Genomic DNA, 18941 nt, shown 5'->3' on the forward strand with positions numbered 1-18941 from the left:
GTAGCGTTGCCATAGCAGTTTCGCTCGCGCGGAGAAAATTGCGATACTGAGAAAAAATCGATCGCAACCATCTTAAATGGTTTCAAACTAAGAACATACCCAAGACAATTTATTAAAAATTAGTTTTCACACAGTCTGGGCACAAAGCTGTCCTTAGGGGGTACTCTTTTTTGCCCCAAAATCATTCAGAGTAAATGCTCTATAGAGCTGCCTCGTTTCAAACGATAGCCTAAACATCGTTAGTATCGATTTGATACATATCAACTTATATATTGAATATGGTTGAATCGTTTGCATAAACTGAACAGCACGTTCATACTAACTTGGTGGATAAAAAGTAGTCGATGTTTTGCAAGATAATCAGTCAACCAGTCCTTTGATGATTTTCTTCACCAACACTTTATTTTTATTATTCTCAACAGGGAGAAAGTTAAGTGAAAAAGTTCATATTTTTAATATATGTCGTCATAACATGCTTCGCTGGATTCGCTTCAGCACAAGAAAAGCCCAATGTACTCGTTATTTTTAGTGATGATGTAGGCATCTGGAATATTAGTGCTTATAGTCGGGGTCAAATGGGGTATCGTACTCCAAACATTGATCGCCTAGCGAAAGAAGGGACCTTATTTACTGATTATTATGGTGAACAAAGCTGTACCGCTGGCCGAGCGGGTTTTATTACAGGTCAATATGCTGTTCGAGTTGGGTTACCAAAAGTAGGTCTAGTGGGATCACCTCAAGGGCTATCTGAAAAAGATCCAACAATTGCCGAGATGTTAAAACCCTTGGGGTATGCGACAGGCCAATTCGGTAAAAATCATTTAGGTGATCGTAATGAGTTCTTACCAACAGTGCATGGATTTGATGAGTTCCTAGGCAACCTTTATCATTTAAATACACACACTGAGTTAGAGGATGAAGACTACCCTAAAAACCCAGAGTTCCTTAAAAAATTCGGCCCTCGGGGGGTAATACACAGTTTTGCGTCAGACAAAGACGATAAAACGGTTGATCCTCGCTTTGGTAAAGTTGGAAAGCAAACAATTAAAGATACCGGTCCTCTTAACTCTGAACGCATAAAAACGATTGATGAAGAGTTCTTAGCTGGTGCAATGAAATTTATCCGCAATGCACACGAAGATGGAAAGCCCTTCTTCACTTGGTTTAATGCTTCCCGCATGCATTTCCCGACGATATTAAAAGACGAGTCTATGGGTGTTACGGGACAAGGTATTTTTGCTGACGGAATGGTTGAGCATGATGGTCATGTTGGTCAGCTTTTAGATCTATTAGATGAGCTAAAAATAGCAGACAATACGATTGTAATTTATACCTCAGATAATGGCCCGATGAAAATGAATTGGCCGGATGGTGGAACTGATCCATTCAGATCAGAGAAAGGAACTGGATGGGAAGGTGCATTCCGAGTGCCTGCTATGGTTCGTTGGCCCGATAAAATTCCAGCAGGAAATGAGATAAATGGTCTTATTTCACATCATGATTGGTTTCCTACTATTTATGCTGCTATCACAGGTGAGAATAAGCTAAACGAGAAGCTAGAAAAAGGCCTTAAGGTCTCGGGGAAAAAATATAAAGTCCACTTAGATGGTTACAACATGCTGCCTTACCTTACTGGTAAAGTGAATGAAAGCCCTAGAGAGTATTTTCTTTACTTTGGTGATGATACAAGTCTATTAAATGTGCGCTATAAAGACTGGAAATTCACATTCGCGGAGCAGCGTGCTGAGGCCGGAACATGAGATTTGTGGCGAGACCCATTTGTTGAACTTCGAGTTCCGAGGATCCAAAACTTAAGAAGAGATCCATTTGAGCGTGCTTCGGTAGAGAGTGTCCAATATCAGATGTGGATCCAAGAAAAGCAATTTATGCTAGTGCCCGTGATTAGTTTTGTTGGGGAAGCAATGGAGTCCTTTAAAGCATTTCCTCCAAGAGGACAGCCACTCAATCTATCGATGGCAAATGCGCTGAAGACTTTACAAGAAGCCTCTGCAAGATAACTTTAAACATTCAAAATGTGGTCATTACGTTCAGTAATGACCACAAAATCAATACAAGTTTCATTCATTAAATTCAACCCGATTTCTGCCATTTTTCTTCGCACGATATAGAGCTGAATCAGCTCGTTCAATTACTGTTAGCGTATTATCATCACGATGATTAATCGTCACTCCACAGCTGACTGACAATCTTTTTTCGTGAAAATGAATATTATTTATATCTGTAATAATGGTTGTTGCAATCTCTTTTGTTTCATCTAGGGTTGCCCCTTCAATAATGATTACAAACTCTTCGCCACCCCAGCGAGCACATACTGCTTTACTAGAAGATAAAGATTTGAGCTTACTTGCTACAATGACAAGTGCTTTATCGCCTTCTAAATGACCATAGGTATCATTTATTTCTTTAAAATAATCAATGTCTAGTAGTATGAAACCAAAATTCGAGCTTTTTAGTAAACTTGAAAGCGTTCTGTCTAGTTTTTCTCGGTTAAACAATCCCGTTAATTTATCGGTTTCAGCGAGTTTTTTAATAAGCCGATTCTTCTCAGCCAATGTATCATAGGCAGCAAACCGAGTTTTTTCATAGAAACGGAACAAGATAATATGAGCAATGGCAACTTCAATGATATTAAAAACGGAGCCAAGTCCAACTTTAACAGGCTCTGGGTTCTGTGAGTGTTGATATACTATAAATGCGCACACAGCGAAAGCGACAGCACTGAGTAGACTTCCCCAATTTCGGCCTACTAAATAAAATGAAAATGGAGGAATTAATGTTGCCCAAAATAATGAATAGGCCGCACCGTTAATTGAGATAATAAAGGTCAGTATTAAGCTGTTAATCAATAACACCACAGCCCATGAAACCGCTTCAATCTTTGAACCTTTAATGAACCAAGCATACAGCAAAATAGATAAAGCCAGCCCCACAGCATCAAGCAAAGCAATGTCATAGCTGTTGAATTTAAAGATATTGATAACAGTCAGTACGAAGAAGTAAACAGTACATATCAATAAAGAATGGGCAATTAAACGGCTTCGCCAAAATAGTTCAGGACTTTCAGGGTGTGCTGGAATGTTTTTATACCAATAATTGAGCATCGTAAATTCTGTTTTTTTTAATTATTACACGCGAGCTATGCTCTCAAGCAAAGGCTCAGTCCTGTTATTCTATCATAGAAAAACGCCCTAGGACTGAGCAAGGTTTTTCACTATTTTTTATCACCGTTTATTATGTGCAAATCACGTTGAGGAAATGGGATAGTAATTCCTTTGCTCTCCACTTTATCTTTAACTTTACGCTGTGTTTGCCAATATATATCCCAGTAATGTGGTGTAGCTACCCAAGCTCGAAGCTGCAAGTTCACAGAGCTATCTGCTAAAGTGTGGACTAAATACTGAGGGGCTGGCTCAATCAAAATTCGAGATTCTTCACTAACAAGCTCCCTTAATGCCGCAAGCCCATCTTCAATTGAATCACCATAAGAAATACCCACAGTTATATCCATGCGACGCTTTTCGTTTCTCGTAAAGTTTTTTATCGCATTTGCCCAAACCGTGCTATTTGGGATTGATACAAAAACACCATCGGCGGTTTCAAGGACTGTGGTAAATAGACCTAAATCTTTTACACTCCCTGTATAGCTTGACACTTCAACAAACTCTGCCTTTTTTAGTGGCTTTAAGAAAAGTAGCATGACCCCCGCAGCCACATTACTGAGCGTATCTTTTAGAGCTAGACCAATCGCTAAGCCTGCGGCACCGACGAGTGCGACAAGACTGGCCGTATTGACTCCAAATAAATCTAAAATAATCACAATTGCAATTAAATAAACCACATAGCCTGATAGCGTGGTAAGCAGCTTTGTAATGATTTCATCGTGCTTACTTAGTCTGTAAACACCTTTATGTACAGCTCGTTTAAGTAGCTTTGAGCAAATACTAGCTCCTATAAAGATGAAAATAGTAAGCAATGTATTCTTGGCTATCGCTATGAGTTGTAATTGGTGTTCAGAAAAAAAGTTTATGATGGTTTCCATCGGTGATTTCCCTTTAAATATAAATAATATACGCGTTTGTTTCTTAATAATTTGATAACGAAAGCTAGTTAATGATGCTGGTAACTAAGTAACCATTGTAAGCTATATAGGAAGTAAGCAAGACACCACCTTCCCAGCGGTTTACTCTGCCTTGTCGGCCAAAACCGTAAGCCATAATCAGCAACATGATGGAAAGTACAAGCATCACACCCCAATCTCGGTAAAGTACGTCTGTAGAAATATGAGGGATGGGTTCAATAATACCGGCGATACCTATTACAGCTAAGATGTTAAACATATTCGACCCCACAACATTGCCAATGGCGATGTCATGCTCTCCCTTTTTGGCGGCAATGATAGAAGCTGCAAGCTCTGGCAGAGATGTCCCTAATGCAACGATAGTTAAGCCGATAATAAGGTCACTGACACCGAGCGCAGTTGCAATTTCAACCGCTCCCCAAACAAGTATGCGAGAGCTAATAATGAGCAATGTTAAACCCGCGATGAGCCAGAAAATTGCTTTCCCTAAAGACATGGCGTGACTTTTAAGCTCAGTATCAAATTCTGTTTCGAGGGCATCACTTGGTGATTTCATACCTGAATACACCGACCATGCTAAGAACAAGACTAACCCGCCCAGCAACAGACTTGCATCAATCACTGATAAAGCGCCGTCATACAGCAAATACCCACAAAAAAGTACGACAACTAATAATAAGGGAAGCTCGTTTTTAACAATTTTAGATTGAACAGTGATAGGCGCAATGATGGCTGTTACACCAAGGATTAAGCTGATATTTACAATGTTGGACCCGAGTGCATTACCTAACGCCAAATCAGGGTTTCCATCACTTGCCGCCATGGCAGATACAACCATTTCAGGAGCCGAAGTCCCAAAACCAACAATGACCATACCAATTAAAATTGAAGGTAAGCCAGCATGGCCTGCTGTAGATGCCGCCCCTTCAACAAAGCGGTCTGCACTCCATACGAGTAAGGCAAACCCTGCAATAATAGCGGCTATAGCTAAAACCATGACTGAGCCCCTACGGTATCAATACCTGAAAGGCGTATGACAGAGTTGCCTGGTCTATTTACAAAATGAAGTGAGCTTTGGCTGTGACGTAGTTTCATTATTTACCCTTAGGGCAGACTAGACTAAAAAGACAACAAACCATCTCTGCCCGAAATGACTCATTGCCTTAAGTCTTGTCAAAACCTGATACGGTTCGAAACTGCCACGAGCGGTGTTGCTCGGAGACTGTTGACAGTTTCCTTGCTAAATGCAAGAGACTACTCCCCTAAGTGTTTAAAGAATAATCCATCCCTAATAATAATACAATTAACTTGACTGCCTTTTTTAAAAACGATGAATGTAAAGAATCATCAGAATAGGCCGATATAAAATTACATCACTAAATCAGGGACGTATTATGAAGGTTAATTCTGGAAGTTTACCGCCACCACTTAATAATCAAAATGTGACTATAGAGTCACCTATAAATGGCAAGGCTCTTTTAGATACTGAGCTTAAAAAATTGGCGGATGACGTATACCATGAAAGCGCGTCTTCAGAGCTAAGCCAAACATATACCAAGCCGCTGACGATGACATCGAGCCAGATAGACATAACTAAAACAGTTGATGACTATATGCATGAGCTAGCTGTTGCTACTGGTGAATTATATTTGCCGGGAGGTAGTGTGCCAAAAGCGGTAGAAAAAATGCTGTCTCCCTATGACTCACTTCTTTCAGATATAAATAGGCAGAACCCTTCATTGGCCAATAAAAATTGGGGAATCGCTATAAACCAATCTGGTGCTTTAGAAGCGACAGGCACAATTACAGATTTTGAAAAAGAATTCTTAGAAGAAAAACTAAATGATTCAGAGGAACTAGTAAGCACTATAGCTGATTTTAAATCTAATTTTTTAAAATATATTGTGCCTGAAAACCGAGGTTATGGAAGGTATGATGTTACGGCAGGTAATTTTTCAGATGTCTTCGATTTTAGAGAAATGCTTGAAAGTTCAAGGAGCAATGACGACTTCAAAAAGACATGGAAATACGAAACTAATTGGTTAAAATTGAATGATAATATCTTGTCACAGTTAAAAAGAAACGCTCAAAGTTATTAGGTTCAATGCATAATAGTGTTGGAATGAATTCACAGCGTTACTTACTAAATACTACCATGTAGTGGCATGCTTTTATGCCTTAATTGGTCATGACTACTCAAATACTTTAACGCGTTTATGTCCAAAGGCGGGTTATAAATATAGCTCATCTTTGCCCCAAAACAAGCTAGAAAACTTTGCTCAACGGGGTTCAACAGTTCTGAGCGAATATTGCTTAGGCAGCATAAATTCGACGATATAGTTTAAAAATGGTGAACGAGTTCTCATTGAGTTAGCTCTAAAATAGACTGTATTTATATACAGTTCCACCGTATTTCTCCTATAGTCAAGAAAACGACCCACTGGGTCGTTTTTATCCTTTTCGTAATGATGAAAAATATCTGTGTAGCAACAAGTTAATTATTGCGATAAAGCTGGTACAATGAGATTAATGAGCCATGACTCGGTAGAGAAACGACCCATTGGGTCGATATGAAATTGTTATGTTGTACAAGGAGGTTTCGCGTAAATGACTAGTCTAATAAAACCTAAGCTAGGTACTGATTCTAAAACTGGTTGGAAATTTTATGCTTTACACCTTTCTTCTTCATATATTGTTAATGAATTCTTTTTAGTTTCAAATTATAAACGTTGTATTAAAAATTCTCGTTCTACAGGTATTAAAGAGCTAAGCAAGTGGGCTCTTCAAATGGAAGAGCAAAAGTATCACGACTTATATGTTCACTCTTTTATCGGTATGTGGTCATCATTCGAGTCAGGCTTAGTTAATATAGTTGCCGACTTTATTAAAAATGATCGTGAAGTAGCAGTAAATTTAAGTAGTAAATTTAAACCTGGTCGTTTTGATATTGATACTTGGCCATGGGATACTGAGGTATGTCTAGATTTAGCGCAACGTATTGAGTCAAAAGCGAAAAGAGACGTTGAAAATGGTGGTATTAATTTCTTTTTACGAATTCAAAAACTTTTCTCGTGGTTAAATATAAACATTGATATAAGCCCACAAGAACAGTCATTCTTATCAGAGGCAAATAGAGTCCGTAATATTTTATTACATAGGTATGGTGTTGTTAGCGAAAAAGATGCTCGAGAGTTTACTTGTCTATTACCTTGGGTTGGCTCTGTAATGCCACTATCTAAGGAAAAATTTACAAATTATTATAATGGTATATCTCAGACTTTGATTTCAATAATGAGAGGCATAGCAAGTACAACATAACAAGCAAATAAATCAGGACAAATAACAGTTGGTTTTTGCTCCTGCGTCGCTTATTTTAACCAACTATTATTTGCCCATTATTTGGGCGTTAGCAGCCAGAAGTTACCATCATGCAACCAAGTAATCTGTTAAAAATTGAATCATTAAATGATGATTGGCGGGATAAAGACTCCATACTTTTACATGCCTGTTTTCAGCTGCTAAAAGACTTCGTAGAGAAAGAAGACTTAGCCCTTGGAAATACGGATTGGAATGCAGATGAAAAGCATCGACTAGCCAAAGCTGAGATAGACGAATTGTATAAGTGGTGGATTAGCTATACCGAATCAGATACAGCTGAAGAGGATAGCTTTGAGTTAGAGAATAATATGCTAATCCGTTTAATTAAAATAAGGTGGGCCTTGTGGACATAGCTGCTAACAAGTCAAGTCTAGGGACTTGTACTCGCTGCGCTCCCACAAGCCCCAGCTTTAAGCGTTAGGCCTTATAAAATATGGACGATGCACTAAAAACAGCAATTAGTAACGTCAAGCTTCGTTTGAGGGATTTTGCTGTCCCAAAAAAGGATGCCCCAGATCTCGTTTGGGGAAGCGAAGGACAACGAATATCAATAGATCGTCATCAGTTCCCTGTTCCTAATTTATTGCTGTTCATATTGCATGGCGTTTGCGGTTTTCCATTAGGCTGGCGCGGTGAAAAAATGCATTGGTGCGTTCCTTTTGCATATAAAGATATAAATTGCACAATCGCATTCGAGAAATTCGGACTTCGCCTTTATATAAATAAATCAAATAGTAAAGTAAATCCAAAAGAGGTATTAGGTAAACTAGAGAAGGCAATTGGATCGGCTGAAAAGCACATCTTGTCAACCTTGGCACAACAACAAATCAGCGATGGGAACATAACGATAGCTAATAATTTCCATAAGCTTGACGGTCAGTACCATTATTTTCGAGAGCAGGCTGAAACAGCCTACATCCCACAAGAACATTATAAAAGTAATGATCCTGTAGAGGGAATTTCGGAGATTCTCAATAGAAATTTTAATGCGGGAAGAAGCGGCTCGTTTAATGCCCTAGCAATGATTGATGCGTATTTTAGTCGTCTTGAACATTTTTTTGTACTCGCACTAGCATTCTCTAATTATGATCGACAATCAGATAATTTAGTTGAATTTGTTGGCATGGTTTGGTCCGATAAACTGAAAAGAATACTAAATGTAAATGAGACCTCTGTGCAAACATTTTACGAGCAACTTGTAAACGTAAAAGAAAAATACCGCAATACTTTCGCTCATGGGGGGTTTGAGAAAAGCGGACAATCATTTTATTTTCATTTACCGAGCTTCGGGGCAATTCCAGCAAGTATGTCGGGGCATCGAGAAAGCGTTCATTTCAACCTATTTCCAGTCGAGAACGACAGTTTCAACAATATTTGTAAACTATTTGATGAGTTCGATAATTATCTTAAAAACGACGCCCTTATTTCCGCGTGGCAGTTTGCCGATAGCGGGCTCGATCTGATTCTAGAGGAAAAAAAGTTATCCGAGATGCTAGCTGAATCAGAAGATGTCGATTCCTTTGAACAGTGGATCGATAGGGAAGGCTACATTGCAGATATGTATGCAAATGCAGATTATTAAAAAACGGCCTAACAATGCCATAAACTCGGACGCCAAAAAGCTACGCTGCGCTCCGCTTTTTGGCGCCCGTTATTGCGACGTTATAAACCAATGGAGATTAAGGCGTGGACTTGCAGGATGTAACTAAAAACCAACATTTTGTTCCTCAAGTAGAACAAAGGCTTAATGCAATTAATCCGTTAGCTAAAGAAGAAAATCAAAAGATTTATTCATTCAGCCTAGATGATCGAGAATCTTATGCAATAAATCTAGACTCAGAGAAAGGCTTCAAAATATCAAACACTCTAAGCCTAAACGATGTATTTAGCTTTGATGTTCTAGAAAAAGAGGCTGCACGATATAACTTTGAAAACCTATTTCATCAATATGAAGCTAGCATCAAAACAAATACAGAAAGCCTAATTTCAAAATTGCCTACCGCTGGAGCAGATATAAAGTCTGAAATATTAAATATTTTCCTTTCCAAATTTCTTAATTTTGTTAGAAATCCATACTCAATTAAAAAAGTACTAAATACCTTTCCTCAGCTTAGAAACGTTCATCCAACTGATCCTGTTCATTATAAAAACTTTGAGCGTGTACTGAAAGGAAGAAAGCCACAACAGGCATATCTTTGTAAGCAGTTGGAAGTAACCGAAAAAGAGTATGCGGACTGGCTTTCTGTAATATTTCTTTTATTAAATCAATTGGAGAAAGGCCAACCAAATTTTCTAGAGCAAGTTGTAAAAGGGCTATATGAAAATCCAGATTCGTTCATCATGGTACTAATATATACCTACGATGATAAAACCTGCCTTCTTTCTGATAGAGGTTATAGTATCCCTCTCCCTGAAAATGAACATATGGCATGGGATTTCAATCTGTATTCTCATGGCTTTATAAGGTATATCTTTGGAAACTTAGATCTACTTGCTCCAGCAACCGCTCCTAAGGAGCTCCTAGAAAAGTTCAAGGCTGGGCCTAAGTCAATTGATGTACACAATATAGTCAATGATTTGAACGCACTTGAGCAATACAATAAACATGTAGTGTATCAGTGTAACAAAAATGTATTTAATTCTAGCTCTGAGTGCTATGGCTTATAACAAGTTGCTGCACTCGGAAAAATTACTCGCTATGCTCCTAATTTTTCGGTGTGCAATGCGCTACCAACGACAGAGTTTGGCACAGCGCCGACTCTCGGCTCTAAATTGTTTTTGTCCAAAAATGAGTTTGCTTGACCATCCACTGTTCGATCTTTTCGGCAATTAATCAGTTGCTAACTGTCCGATTTGGTTGAGCTCAAAAACCCTAAGTTACCACAGATCGTGTTCTAGTCAGTTGAGATTATTACTAATTAGGAGAAGTGAATGATTTGTAAATGTTACATGTAACGTTTAATTTTTGATGTTGCTATGAATTTTAAGCTTTGTTTAATTTAGTCGTTACATATAATGTTCGTTTATTGTTCCCGATAATTTATCTTTACATCATCAGCTGAGTAAACTTGCTGTGTATACCATAAGTTGTGCATAGTTTTCTTTCTTTCTAATTGAATAAGGGGGCTTACAGCCATTAATGACTAAGATACCGAATAAGTTATTTAAGTCGAATAGCTTACTTGTAGTCTTCAGGGTTTAGTGGCTCAACACGGACTAAAGAGCCGTGGGCTTTTATTTGTTCATTATTTAAAGATTGATCTGAAAACTTTTCAAGCTCAATTAAGCACTTATCTTCAGTAAGCTTACATAATAGAATATCACCGATAGCAAACTTGCATCCTTCGTTGTCAGGTAGCGGAATAGCCCCATTTTTACCTACTTTCACAATCATATATCAACCTGCGTATGGTATTTAATTAGCCTTGAATCAGCTCTTGATATTAGAAAAAGGCTTCATTCTGATCTCAATACTAAAATGAAGCCTTGATGATAAGCTCGAATATTCAAATAAGGCTTCATTCTGATCTCAATACTAAAATGAAGCCTTGATGATAAGCTCGAATATTCAAATAAGGCTTCATTCTGATCTCAATACTAAAATGAAGCCTTGATGATATGCTCAAATATTCAAATAAGGCTTCATTCTGATCGCAGTACTAAAATGAAGCCTTGATGATAAGCTCGAATATTCAAATAAGGCTTCATTCTGATCTCAATACTAAAATGAAGCCTTGATGATTAGCTCAAATATTCAAATAAGGCTTCATTCTGATCTCAATACTAAAATGAAGCCTTGATGATAAGCTCAAATATGCAAATAAGGCTTCATTCTGATCCCAATAGTAAAATGAAGCTTTGATGATAAGCTCAAACTTTGAAATAAGCCTTCATTTTGATCACCAAAAATTTTATTTACGTGAATTATCAAATTTTCGTTGTGCGCGTAACCAGAATTCACGCGGCATTCCGCATACCACTTCAAGTCGTTCAGCTAAAGAAACTGTTACGCCTATTTTCTCTTTAAGAAAATCGTCGTATTGCTCGATCGGGAGGTCTAACATTTTACTGAGGTTAATATTGCCCAGTCCTTGAGCTCGGAATTTATGTAAGTACAGAACCTCGAAATATCTAGCAGGATGTAGCACTTCTTTGCCATCTGGAACATTCACAATATCATCGTCTTCAATATCAGCAATATATTTAAGCTTTTGTCGGCTGCGAATTCTAGAGGTCGTAACATCAATTCCAGGGTTATCCAAACCGTTGTTATTGAAAGGGTTTGGTTGTTGCTTTTGGCTTGTTTGCCAACTGTCACACGAAGCCTGGATAATTTTTGCACTCGGGATAGCATTCATTACCTCGGCAACAATTGATTCGACTAAATCAGAATAGCTAGTTGCATCTCGAGTTAATTCTATTGCAACTCTTCCGTCTCTTGGATGACTAACAATCGCATCATCGAATCCTGCTTCAAAGAGGGCATCATCTATCTCATCCATAGTTAATGAATTATCTTTTATTTCAAAATTAACTATAACTTCAAACATTTAAAGCCGGTTCTCTATTTATAAAAATCATTTTTCTGAGCGGCTATGGACACACTTAGGGGGTGGTTTTCCTTAAATATTTGTAGTGCTTCTGAGTAATTCATTTTATCCATAAGCGCTCCTACTTTTGTTAATGCTGACTGATATGTTGCATACGATTTTGCCCCCAGATAAAGGTACTCATCAGGATCGACGTATTGAGGAATTGCAATAATTTTCTCCTCATTCTTTGCCCGAAGAAATGTTATTAATTCGAGTGGGTAAGTACCATTCTTAATGACCCATAGTGTCATCATAGACACAAATTCATCATCATTAACATCTTTGTTCATATGCTCACCTTTTGCGTAATGTTTCCGTATTTAAATACATCGAGATATACGTAGCTAAACGTAAATTAGAATGCTCTTATTTACTAAAGACTACACCATCAACCCTGAAATAACCAAAATGATTACATCAATTTGATTGCTCCATAGCTCTAATTAAGCTAATGTACTTTGATTAAAACTTGGTTTTATTAAAGTATGCAGCTCGAACATTTGAACCATGCACAACGCGAACGCCTTGCTTTTATTGACTTTAGCCTTGAATTTTTTGGTCAAATAGCAAGAGCTGATTTAATCCAAAAGTTTGGCACTGGCCTCGCTTCGTGTACTCGCGATCTTTCTCTTTACAGAGAACTAGCACCCGACAACGCTGTGCTCATGCATGAGAATAAGCGTTATGTGCGCTCAGACGCATTCAGAGCCGTTTTCGAGCACGATCCCGAGTCTGTACTTAGAACATTGGCAAACGGCTTTGGAGATGGCTTCTCGTTACCACAGGAGAAATCGCCAGCATGCTTTGATGCGATTCGGCTGGTTCATCCAAACGCTGAAATCATTTCGGCTATCATGCGAGCGATTTACTCTAACTCAGCAATCCGGTGCCAATATGAGTCACTCAGCAGCGGTACAACCAAACGAGAGTTAGTACCACACGCCATTGTTAATAACGGCCATCGTTGGCATGTGCGTGCTTATGACCGTAAGAGCAAAGAATTCAGAGATTTTGTTTGCACGCGATTTAAGCGAATAGAGCTAATAGAAGCAGAGCCTCATAATTATGAATTAGCCGAGGCAGATAGTGTTTGGAATACGGTGTGTGAATTGCAACTAGTACCGCACCCAAAATTAGCCCATAGCAGAGCTATCGAAATGGACTATGGCATGATAAAGGGCATGCTGCACCTAGAGGTTCGATCCGCTTTAGCAATTTACTTACTCCGCCAGTGGAATGTTGATTGTACAGAAGACGCAACATTAAATGGTGACGAGTACCAATTGTATTTGAAGAATAAAAACAGTTTGGTCGATTTAATCGACTATAAATCAATTTATAAAAGCAGATGATAGTTTTGACTGACTAAGACAGATTGATATTGAAAGTGTAACTTATGATGTCACAGTGAATGTATTTCTTAATGTAAGTGTCATTGTATGTTATTAAAAATTAATTAAAAAAAGATAAAAGTGAATATTATGGAAGGGAATCTCGATAAAATCGGTGAAATGCTAAAAGACCTAGCAAGGGGCAAGTTAGATGACATTTCCAGCTTTATTTCTCCTGTCGTTAAGCACCAGTATAACGATAACAAAGTGGATTGTTATCACCTTAAGGTCGATGCTAACGGAAGGCCTCGTTTGACCGAGTTAATAAAATACATGAGCTTGAAGATAACCGATTATGCAATTCCAAGAAGTAAAGTGCAGGCAGCATTGTCAAAATTGGCTCAGACAGGTTCCACAGAAGAATTTACGAGACTTACTCTAGAAGCAAGGAAGTTGTTTACTAAGTTGGAACAATCAGGGGAAGGAGGAGAATTACTTCTTTTCGCTTTAACAGAAAGCATACTCAAGTACCCTCAAATTCTATGTAAAATGAATTTAAAGACAGATGAGCAGGTGCATTTTCACGGTGCAGATGGTGTTTTTTTAGGTGTAGATGATGATGGTATGCTTAGTGTCTTTTGGGGGGAGTCAAAACTTCACGCAGATCACTCATCTGCATTAGCAGAATGTGTTGAAAGCATTGCTTCAATATTAAAAATGGAATCCGAAATTGATAGCGATATCCGTTTGATTGATTTCATTGATTTAGATAATGAGCAGTTAGAAAAAGCAATTAAAGAGTATTTTGATTTTAATTCTCCGAATTATGACAAATTAAAATCATGTGCAGTCTGCTTAGTGGGTTTTGATCATGTTTCCTATAAGTTTGATCCAGCAAAAAAGCTAACCAATGAAGACTTGAAAGCCAAAGTGGAGCACTCCTTCAATACTCACTGGAAAAAAAATCTAGAAAGAAAATTAGCAGAAAATAATATTCAGTTTTGCAAGGTAATATTCTTTTATCTGCCAGTTCAGTCGGTTGATAACTTTAGAAGCACATTCCGTAAAGAGTTGGGGTTAGCATAATGATTCAAAGCTTAATCCCACAAATTGTTACCTCTGAGGCTTTCATTAATCAATTTAATTCGCTTTTAGAAAAAAATATTGGAAGCCAGTTTCATGAGCAAATAAAGCGGAAAGATATTGGTTCATTTGATATTAAGTACTTATTAAAATGTGCGGATGTCTTATCATTCTCTAATAATTACAGTGTGTTAGATAAAGTGTTGAGAATTTGTCAAGCTACTATAACTGACCCTGATTTATCCGCTTTTTATCGTGATAAAGCAATTTTTATTTTACAGAAATTAGGGAATTACCCTCTTATATCCCTAGCAAACTCTAAAGGTTTACTAGAAGCTGAAGATACAAATGAGATTGGATTGGATGAAGTTTTAATTCAAAGCAAAATAGAGTTGCAACACACTAACTTTTTGCCAAATGGAAATTCTTTTAAAGGTAATGCGTTTCAAAATAGTTTTTGGAATAAAGCTTCTAGTAACCAGGTGTTATCTGTTTCAGCTCCAACAGCAGCAGGTAAGTCTTTTATATTTTGCCAAAAGCTTTTGGAGATAATGCTCTCGGGAAATGAGGTAAATATACTCTATTTAGTACCCACTAGGGCACTGGTTAGTCAAGTAAGCGAAGATATTAAAAATAGTGTTAGAGGAGCTTTGGATAATTATGAAGTTGTTACTCTCCCGAACCATGAATTTCTTGACGCTACACTTAAAAAGGTTTTTGTATTTACCCAAGAGCGGCTGCATTTCTTATTGGGAAGTCATAAAGTCGAATTTGATTATATATTCGTAGATGAAGCTCATAAACTATCTGACTCTTACAGGGGAGTTCTTTTACAGCACGCAATTTTTAGAGCTGCTTCTATAAAAACCGTAATCGTTTATGCCAGTCCATTCTCGAAAAATCCCCAAAAGCTCTTAGATTTACATTCAAATAAAGAGAAAAAGGATTCTGTTTATGATGCCGTTGCGACTGTTAATCAAAACTTGTTTTGGGTCAACCAGATACCAAAGAAGCCTAAGAATTGGAACATACAATATGTATCCGAAAAAGTTGTGGATATAGGAGAGTTGGAGCTTAGTAATACCCCTAATAGTGAACTTAAGCGGCTAGCTTTCATTGCTCATAACCTTGGAAAGCATAATCATGGAAATTTGGTTTATGTAAATATTCCCAGTGATGCGGAAAAGGTTTGCAATTTAATAGTGGATTTAAAAATAAGAGAAGGCTGCAAGGATCTAGAAATTCCAGAAATACAGGATTTAATTGAACTGTGCGAAAAAACAATCCATAAAAAGTTTTTGTTAGGGAAGTTTCTAAAATACGGAGTCGCATTTCACTATGGAAATATTCCACAGCTAATAAGAGGTAAAGTAGAAGAATTATTTAAACTCGGTCATTTACAGTTTTTAGTATGTACATCGACTCTAGTTGAGGGTGTTAACCTTTCTTGTAAGAATATTTTTGTAAGAGGGCCTAGAAAAGGCAGAAATAAAAATATGGCTATGACAAGCGAGGACTTTTGGAACTTAGCTGGTAGGGCTGGGAGGTGGGGTCAAGAGTTTCAAGGTAATGTGTTCTGTATTGATGTGTCTAGACAAGATTTATGGCCTAACGGAAAACCAAGAGAGCGCGAGCCATATGAAATAAAGCCATCTGTTGAAAAGGAATTACGGAATTCAAGTCAGTTTATAGATTATGTAAATCGTGGCACACCAAGAAATGAATCCGCAGAAAATATTAATTTCGAATATCTTTTAAGTTATTTAGTTGAAGGAGTGACTAAAAAAGATCAACGAATCTTAGATAGTGTTAGTGGTAATCAGGATTACACTCGGCTAATTGAATCAGTAGAAATGGTTGTAGATGAATGCAATTTGCCGCACGAGATTTATCAGAATAATCCAGGAATTAGTCCGATAGCAATCGATGAAATGCACAAATATTTTCTGATAAAGAAAGAGAATGATGCACTTGAGTCGCTCATTCCTCCGCATCCAGCTAGTGAAGAACCTGTTATTGAACTAACCAAAGTTTTGGCTCGAATTAATAAATATTTGGCTCCTAATGCATTTGGTTTTAAATCACAAGCTACATTTGTACTTTCAATGTTAATTACAAAATGGATGAATGGGTATAGTGTGGCAAGATTGATCAGTGATAGAGAGAAATATTTAACTGACAAAGGTGAGGTTGTAAAAATTAATGGTCTGATAAGAAGTGTATTGGAAGACATTGAGAATGTAGCTCGCTTCAGGGCACCTAAGTACTTATCTTGCTACAACGATATTCTTAAACATGTGTTAGCGGAGGAAGGTAAGTTAGACTTGGTAAATCATCTGGGTGATGTTCAATTAAGTTTAGAATTTGGTGTTAACATTAAAACCCAATTGTCTATGATATCAATTGGTCTATCTAGAACATCTGCAATAGAATTATCTTCATACGCATCCGATTCAGAAATGTCAGTTCAAGCTGTTATTAAATGGATAAAAGAACAGAATCTTGAGGACTTTGATTTGCCTAAGCTTGTACATGAAGAGATTAAACTTCTACTAAAAGAGTTGCATTGAATTAGATCTCTTTAATGATTGAGACCATACGTTCAAGGGCAAATGATTCATTTATTTGCCCAGATTCTAACTGTTTTTGTAACCTCTTAAGCTTTTTGAGTTCTGTTTTTACAATACTGTTAACTTGTGCGTGTTCATTCTTTAACCGATATTTGTTGTTATATTCCTGCGCTAGGTGGACGTAAGTTTCCATTGAACTGGCAGATGCGTGTAATGTGAGCTTTCTAACTGCATGCATAGCCAGTGAATATAGATTCGGGAACGGCGAACTTGGTGATAATTCTTTTATTTTTTGAGCAACGTTTAAAGTTATGAAACGATGACGGAAGGAGTGGTTGTTTACATTCTTTAGTGAATTGCCATAAATACTATTTTTTATAACTGATAAAGTATAATTTTTTATATAGCTCGGTTTAAGTGGCTGGCCGTCATCAACATTAACGAAAAGGTTATCATGTTCCATATTTGGCCACTCTCTCTCAATAGTTTTTATATACTCCATTAAGAGTTGAATAGTTCCGTTAGACATATGAATTTTTCGAAATTTACCTTTGTTTTTACCTTTATTTATAGGTATGCACTTAAGTTCAGAGGTATCGTTACCATCAGCAAATGGGTTATATATATCTTTAATACTGCTACGAGTGATTTTAGCTAGTTCGCTTATTCTTGAACCGGTCGCATCTAATAAGTAACTAATTGCTTGCCACCTTAACTTTAATAATTTATCTGGGGAAGGATGCTCTGTAGTGTGGTTGATAGCGTCAAGCCAATCGATAAACTCGTCATCTCTAATATAGTCAATATCTTCCTTTACTTTAACTAAATGCTCAAAAGATTTATGGTCGAAATACGGTGTAACTTTACCGCCGCCGCTATAGAATTTCTTTGTTACATGTATCTGATAGTTTTCTTGTTCATTCGCTTTATCAGTTATAAGATTTACGTGCTTATTCTTAGCTTGTAAGTAAAATATATAATCAATTGCGGTTCTGCAATGAGTTTTAATTGTACCATTGTCCACGTTTCTTTTTTTAATATGTTTTACATACGTAAAAAGGTGGTCGTCACAAAGATTTAGTTTATTTATTTTTAAAACATCCTCTATAAAAGTTAAAAAAATCGCCAAACTCCTTGCTTCCTTAACAATATCAGAAGGTTGCGGCTTTGCACCGTAGCATAGCCTTCCCCCACCATATTCTACTAGATATGTATTAGCATCCCAATCAAATCTCCCCCCGGAATCAAGAAGGTAAGGGTGATCATATGAGTGTTCAGGGTGAACCATCAGAAAACTTAGATCAGGATTGTGAGCTATGCGTGCTTTGCTCATTTTACTTTACTTAAATATTGATTTTCAGTTTGACAGTGTAACTTTAGTAATTCGTGATACTGCCTGTTTTCAAATCCATTTTGCTTAATGAAGTGGTTTAATTGAAGATAAGCTCGAAAAAGTTCAACGACCTGCCTATCTAATTTTTCAATCATACTTTTTAGCTCTTTATTTTCGAGCTCCAACTGAGCGCGTGTTTTGTATCCTGAATTTGAGTTCTCACATTTCCCAACGGTTACAGTTATATTGTTGTTAGCGAGCCCTTCATTCAATTTGAAAATTGCACTTTTTAGATTAGCTGAATGTGGTTTGTTTTTTTCTGTAATTGTTGCATTGTATGAGTATCCCACTATTTTAAGTTCTTTTGACTCCCATGCGTGGACGTCAAGTAAGTTTAATTTGGTTTTTGTTTTATTTAGCGGAATGTATTCTGGGATACTCTTATGCGCAATGGCTTCTCTGATCAGTCTGGTTTTTTCTATAATTGAATGTGTAATCTCATTACTCTTAGCTTCTATCTCTGGTGAGGTTTTCCCTTTCTGATATGCCATTAGC

At 37.3% G+C, this 18941-nt stretch carries 17 protein-coding genes; 9 read left to right on the forward strand and 8 right to left on the reverse strand.

Going from position 1 to position 18941, the window contains the following annotated elements:
- Positions 1 to 434 precede the first annotated feature (434 nt).
- Positions 435 to 1760, forward strand: a complete 1326-nt coding sequence (locus NH454_RS16410; RefSeq protein WP_253039669.1) for an arylsulfatase — start codon at positions 435 to 437, stop codon at positions 1758 to 1760.
- A gap of 318 nt (positions 1761 to 2078) precedes the next feature.
- Here NH454_RS16410 and NH454_RS16415 read toward each other — a convergent pair whose 3' ends face one another.
- The 3 genes from NH454_RS16415 to NH454_RS16425 all read right to left on the reverse strand — a co-directional run bounded on the left by NH454_RS16415 (position 2079) and on the right by NH454_RS16425 (position 5096).
- Positions 2079 to 3122: a GGDEF domain-containing protein gene (locus NH454_RS16415; RefSeq protein ID WP_253039670.1), complete on the reverse strand. Its 1044-nt coding sequence runs from the start codon at positions 3120 to 3122 to the stop codon at positions 2079 to 2081.
- A gap of 110 nt (positions 3123 to 3232) precedes the next feature.
- Positions 3233 to 4060: a mechanosensitive ion channel family protein gene (locus NH454_RS16420; protein ID WP_253039671.1), complete on the reverse strand. Its 828-nt coding sequence runs from the start codon at positions 4058 to 4060 to the stop codon at positions 3233 to 3235.
- Positions 4061 to 4124: 64 nt separating this feature from the next.
- Positions 4125 to 5096, reverse strand: coding sequence for a calcium/sodium antiporter (locus NH454_RS16425; RefSeq protein ID WP_253039672.1), 972 nt, complete (start codon positions 5094 to 5096; stop codon positions 4125 to 4127).
- Between the two features lie 397 nt (positions 5097 to 5493).
- On the opposite strand from NH454_RS16425, the gene NH454_RS16430 reads away from it, so the two are divergent.
- The 5 genes from NH454_RS16430 to NH454_RS16450 all read left to right on the forward strand — a co-directional run bounded on the left by NH454_RS16430 (position 5494) and on the right by NH454_RS16450 (position 10144).
- Positions 5494 to 6198, forward strand: coding sequence for a hypothetical protein (locus tag NH454_RS16430; RefSeq protein ID WP_253039673.1), 705 nt, complete (start codon positions 5494 to 5496; stop codon positions 6196 to 6198).
- 508 nt (positions 6199 to 6706) lie between these two features.
- The gene (locus tag NH454_RS16435) at positions 6707 to 7417 is read left to right on the forward strand and encodes a hypothetical protein (protein WP_253039674.1); all 711 of its coding nucleotides are present in this window, start codon (positions 6707 to 6709) and stop codon (positions 7415 to 7417) included.
- A gap of 110 nt (positions 7418 to 7527) precedes the next feature.
- The gene (locus NH454_RS16440) at positions 7528 to 7830 is read left to right on the forward strand and encodes a hypothetical protein (RefSeq protein ID WP_253039675.1); all 303 of its coding nucleotides are present in this window, start codon (positions 7528 to 7530) and stop codon (positions 7828 to 7830) included.
- An 80-nt stretch (positions 7831 to 7910) separates the two neighbouring features.
- On the forward strand, positions 7911 to 9059 hold the full coding sequence (locus tag NH454_RS16445) for a hypothetical protein (protein ID WP_253039676.1): 1149 nt from the start codon (positions 7911 to 7913) through the stop codon (positions 9057 to 9059).
- Positions 9060 to 9163: 104 nt separating this feature from the next.
- Positions 9164 to 10144 (forward strand): hypothetical protein, encoded by a 981-nt coding sequence (locus NH454_RS16450; protein WP_253039677.1) that lies wholly within the window; start codon positions 9164 to 9166, stop codon positions 10142 to 10144.
- A 511-nt stretch (positions 10145 to 10655) separates the two neighbouring features.
- On the opposite strand, the gene NH454_RS16455 is transcribed toward NH454_RS16450, so the two are convergent.
- The 3 genes from NH454_RS16455 to NH454_RS16465 all read right to left on the reverse strand — a co-directional run bounded on the left by NH454_RS16455 (position 10656) and on the right by NH454_RS16465 (position 12359).
- On the reverse strand, positions 10656 to 10871 hold the full coding sequence (locus NH454_RS16455; protein WP_199527584.1) for a hypothetical protein: 216 nt from the start codon (positions 10869 to 10871) through the stop codon (positions 10656 to 10658).
- 517 nt (positions 10872 to 11388) lie between these two features.
- On the reverse strand, positions 11389 to 12027 hold the full coding sequence (locus tag NH454_RS16460; RefSeq protein WP_199527583.1) for a hypothetical protein: 639 nt from the start codon (positions 12025 to 12027) through the stop codon (positions 11389 to 11391).
- A gap of 14 nt (positions 12028 to 12041) precedes the next feature.
- Positions 12042 to 12359, reverse strand: a complete 318-nt coding sequence (locus NH454_RS16465; protein ID WP_199527582.1) for a hypothetical protein — start codon at positions 12357 to 12359, stop codon at positions 12042 to 12044.
- A 195-nt stretch (positions 12360 to 12554) separates the two neighbouring features.
- Here NH454_RS16465 and NH454_RS16470 point away from each other — a divergent pair, with 195 nt between their 5' ends.
- From NH454_RS16470 to NH454_RS16480, 3 genes are all read left to right on the forward strand, one after another.
- Entirely contained in the window at positions 12555 to 13421 is an 867-nt protein-coding gene (locus NH454_RS16470; RefSeq protein ID WP_253039679.1) for a WYL domain-containing protein, read from the forward strand.
- Positions 13422 to 13550: 129 nt separating this feature from the next.
- A complete protein-coding gene (locus NH454_RS16475; RefSeq protein ID WP_253039681.1) occupies positions 13551 to 14486 on the forward strand; it encodes a DUF1837 domain-containing protein in 936 nt (311 codons plus the stop codon).
- The gene (locus NH454_RS16480) at positions 14486 to 17053 is read left to right on the forward strand and encodes a DEAD/DEAH box helicase (protein ID WP_253039683.1); all 2568 of its coding nucleotides are present in this window, start codon (positions 14486 to 14488) and stop codon (positions 17051 to 17053) included. Before NH454_RS16475 ends, NH454_RS16480 begins: the two co-directional genes overlap by 1 nt.
- Before the next feature lies 1 nt (position 17054).
- On the opposite strand, the gene NH454_RS16485 is transcribed toward NH454_RS16480, so the two are convergent.
- Entirely contained in the window at positions 17055 to 18386 is a 1332-nt protein-coding gene (locus NH454_RS16485) for a site-specific integrase (protein WP_253039684.1), read from the reverse strand.
- Positions 18383 to 18937 (reverse strand): hypothetical protein, encoded by a 555-nt coding sequence (locus NH454_RS16490; RefSeq protein ID WP_253039685.1) that lies wholly within the window; start codon positions 18935 to 18937, stop codon positions 18383 to 18385. Before NH454_RS16490 ends, NH454_RS16485 begins: the two co-directional genes overlap by 4 nt.
- Positions 18938 to 18941: the final 4 nt, after the last annotated feature.

The sequence above is a fragment of the Pseudoalteromonas sp. Ps84H-4 genome, from assembly GCF_024124645.1.
Taxonomy (GTDB): domain Bacteria; phylum Pseudomonadota; class Gammaproteobacteria; order Enterobacterales; family Alteromonadaceae; genus Pseudoalteromonas; species Pseudoalteromonas lipolytica_C.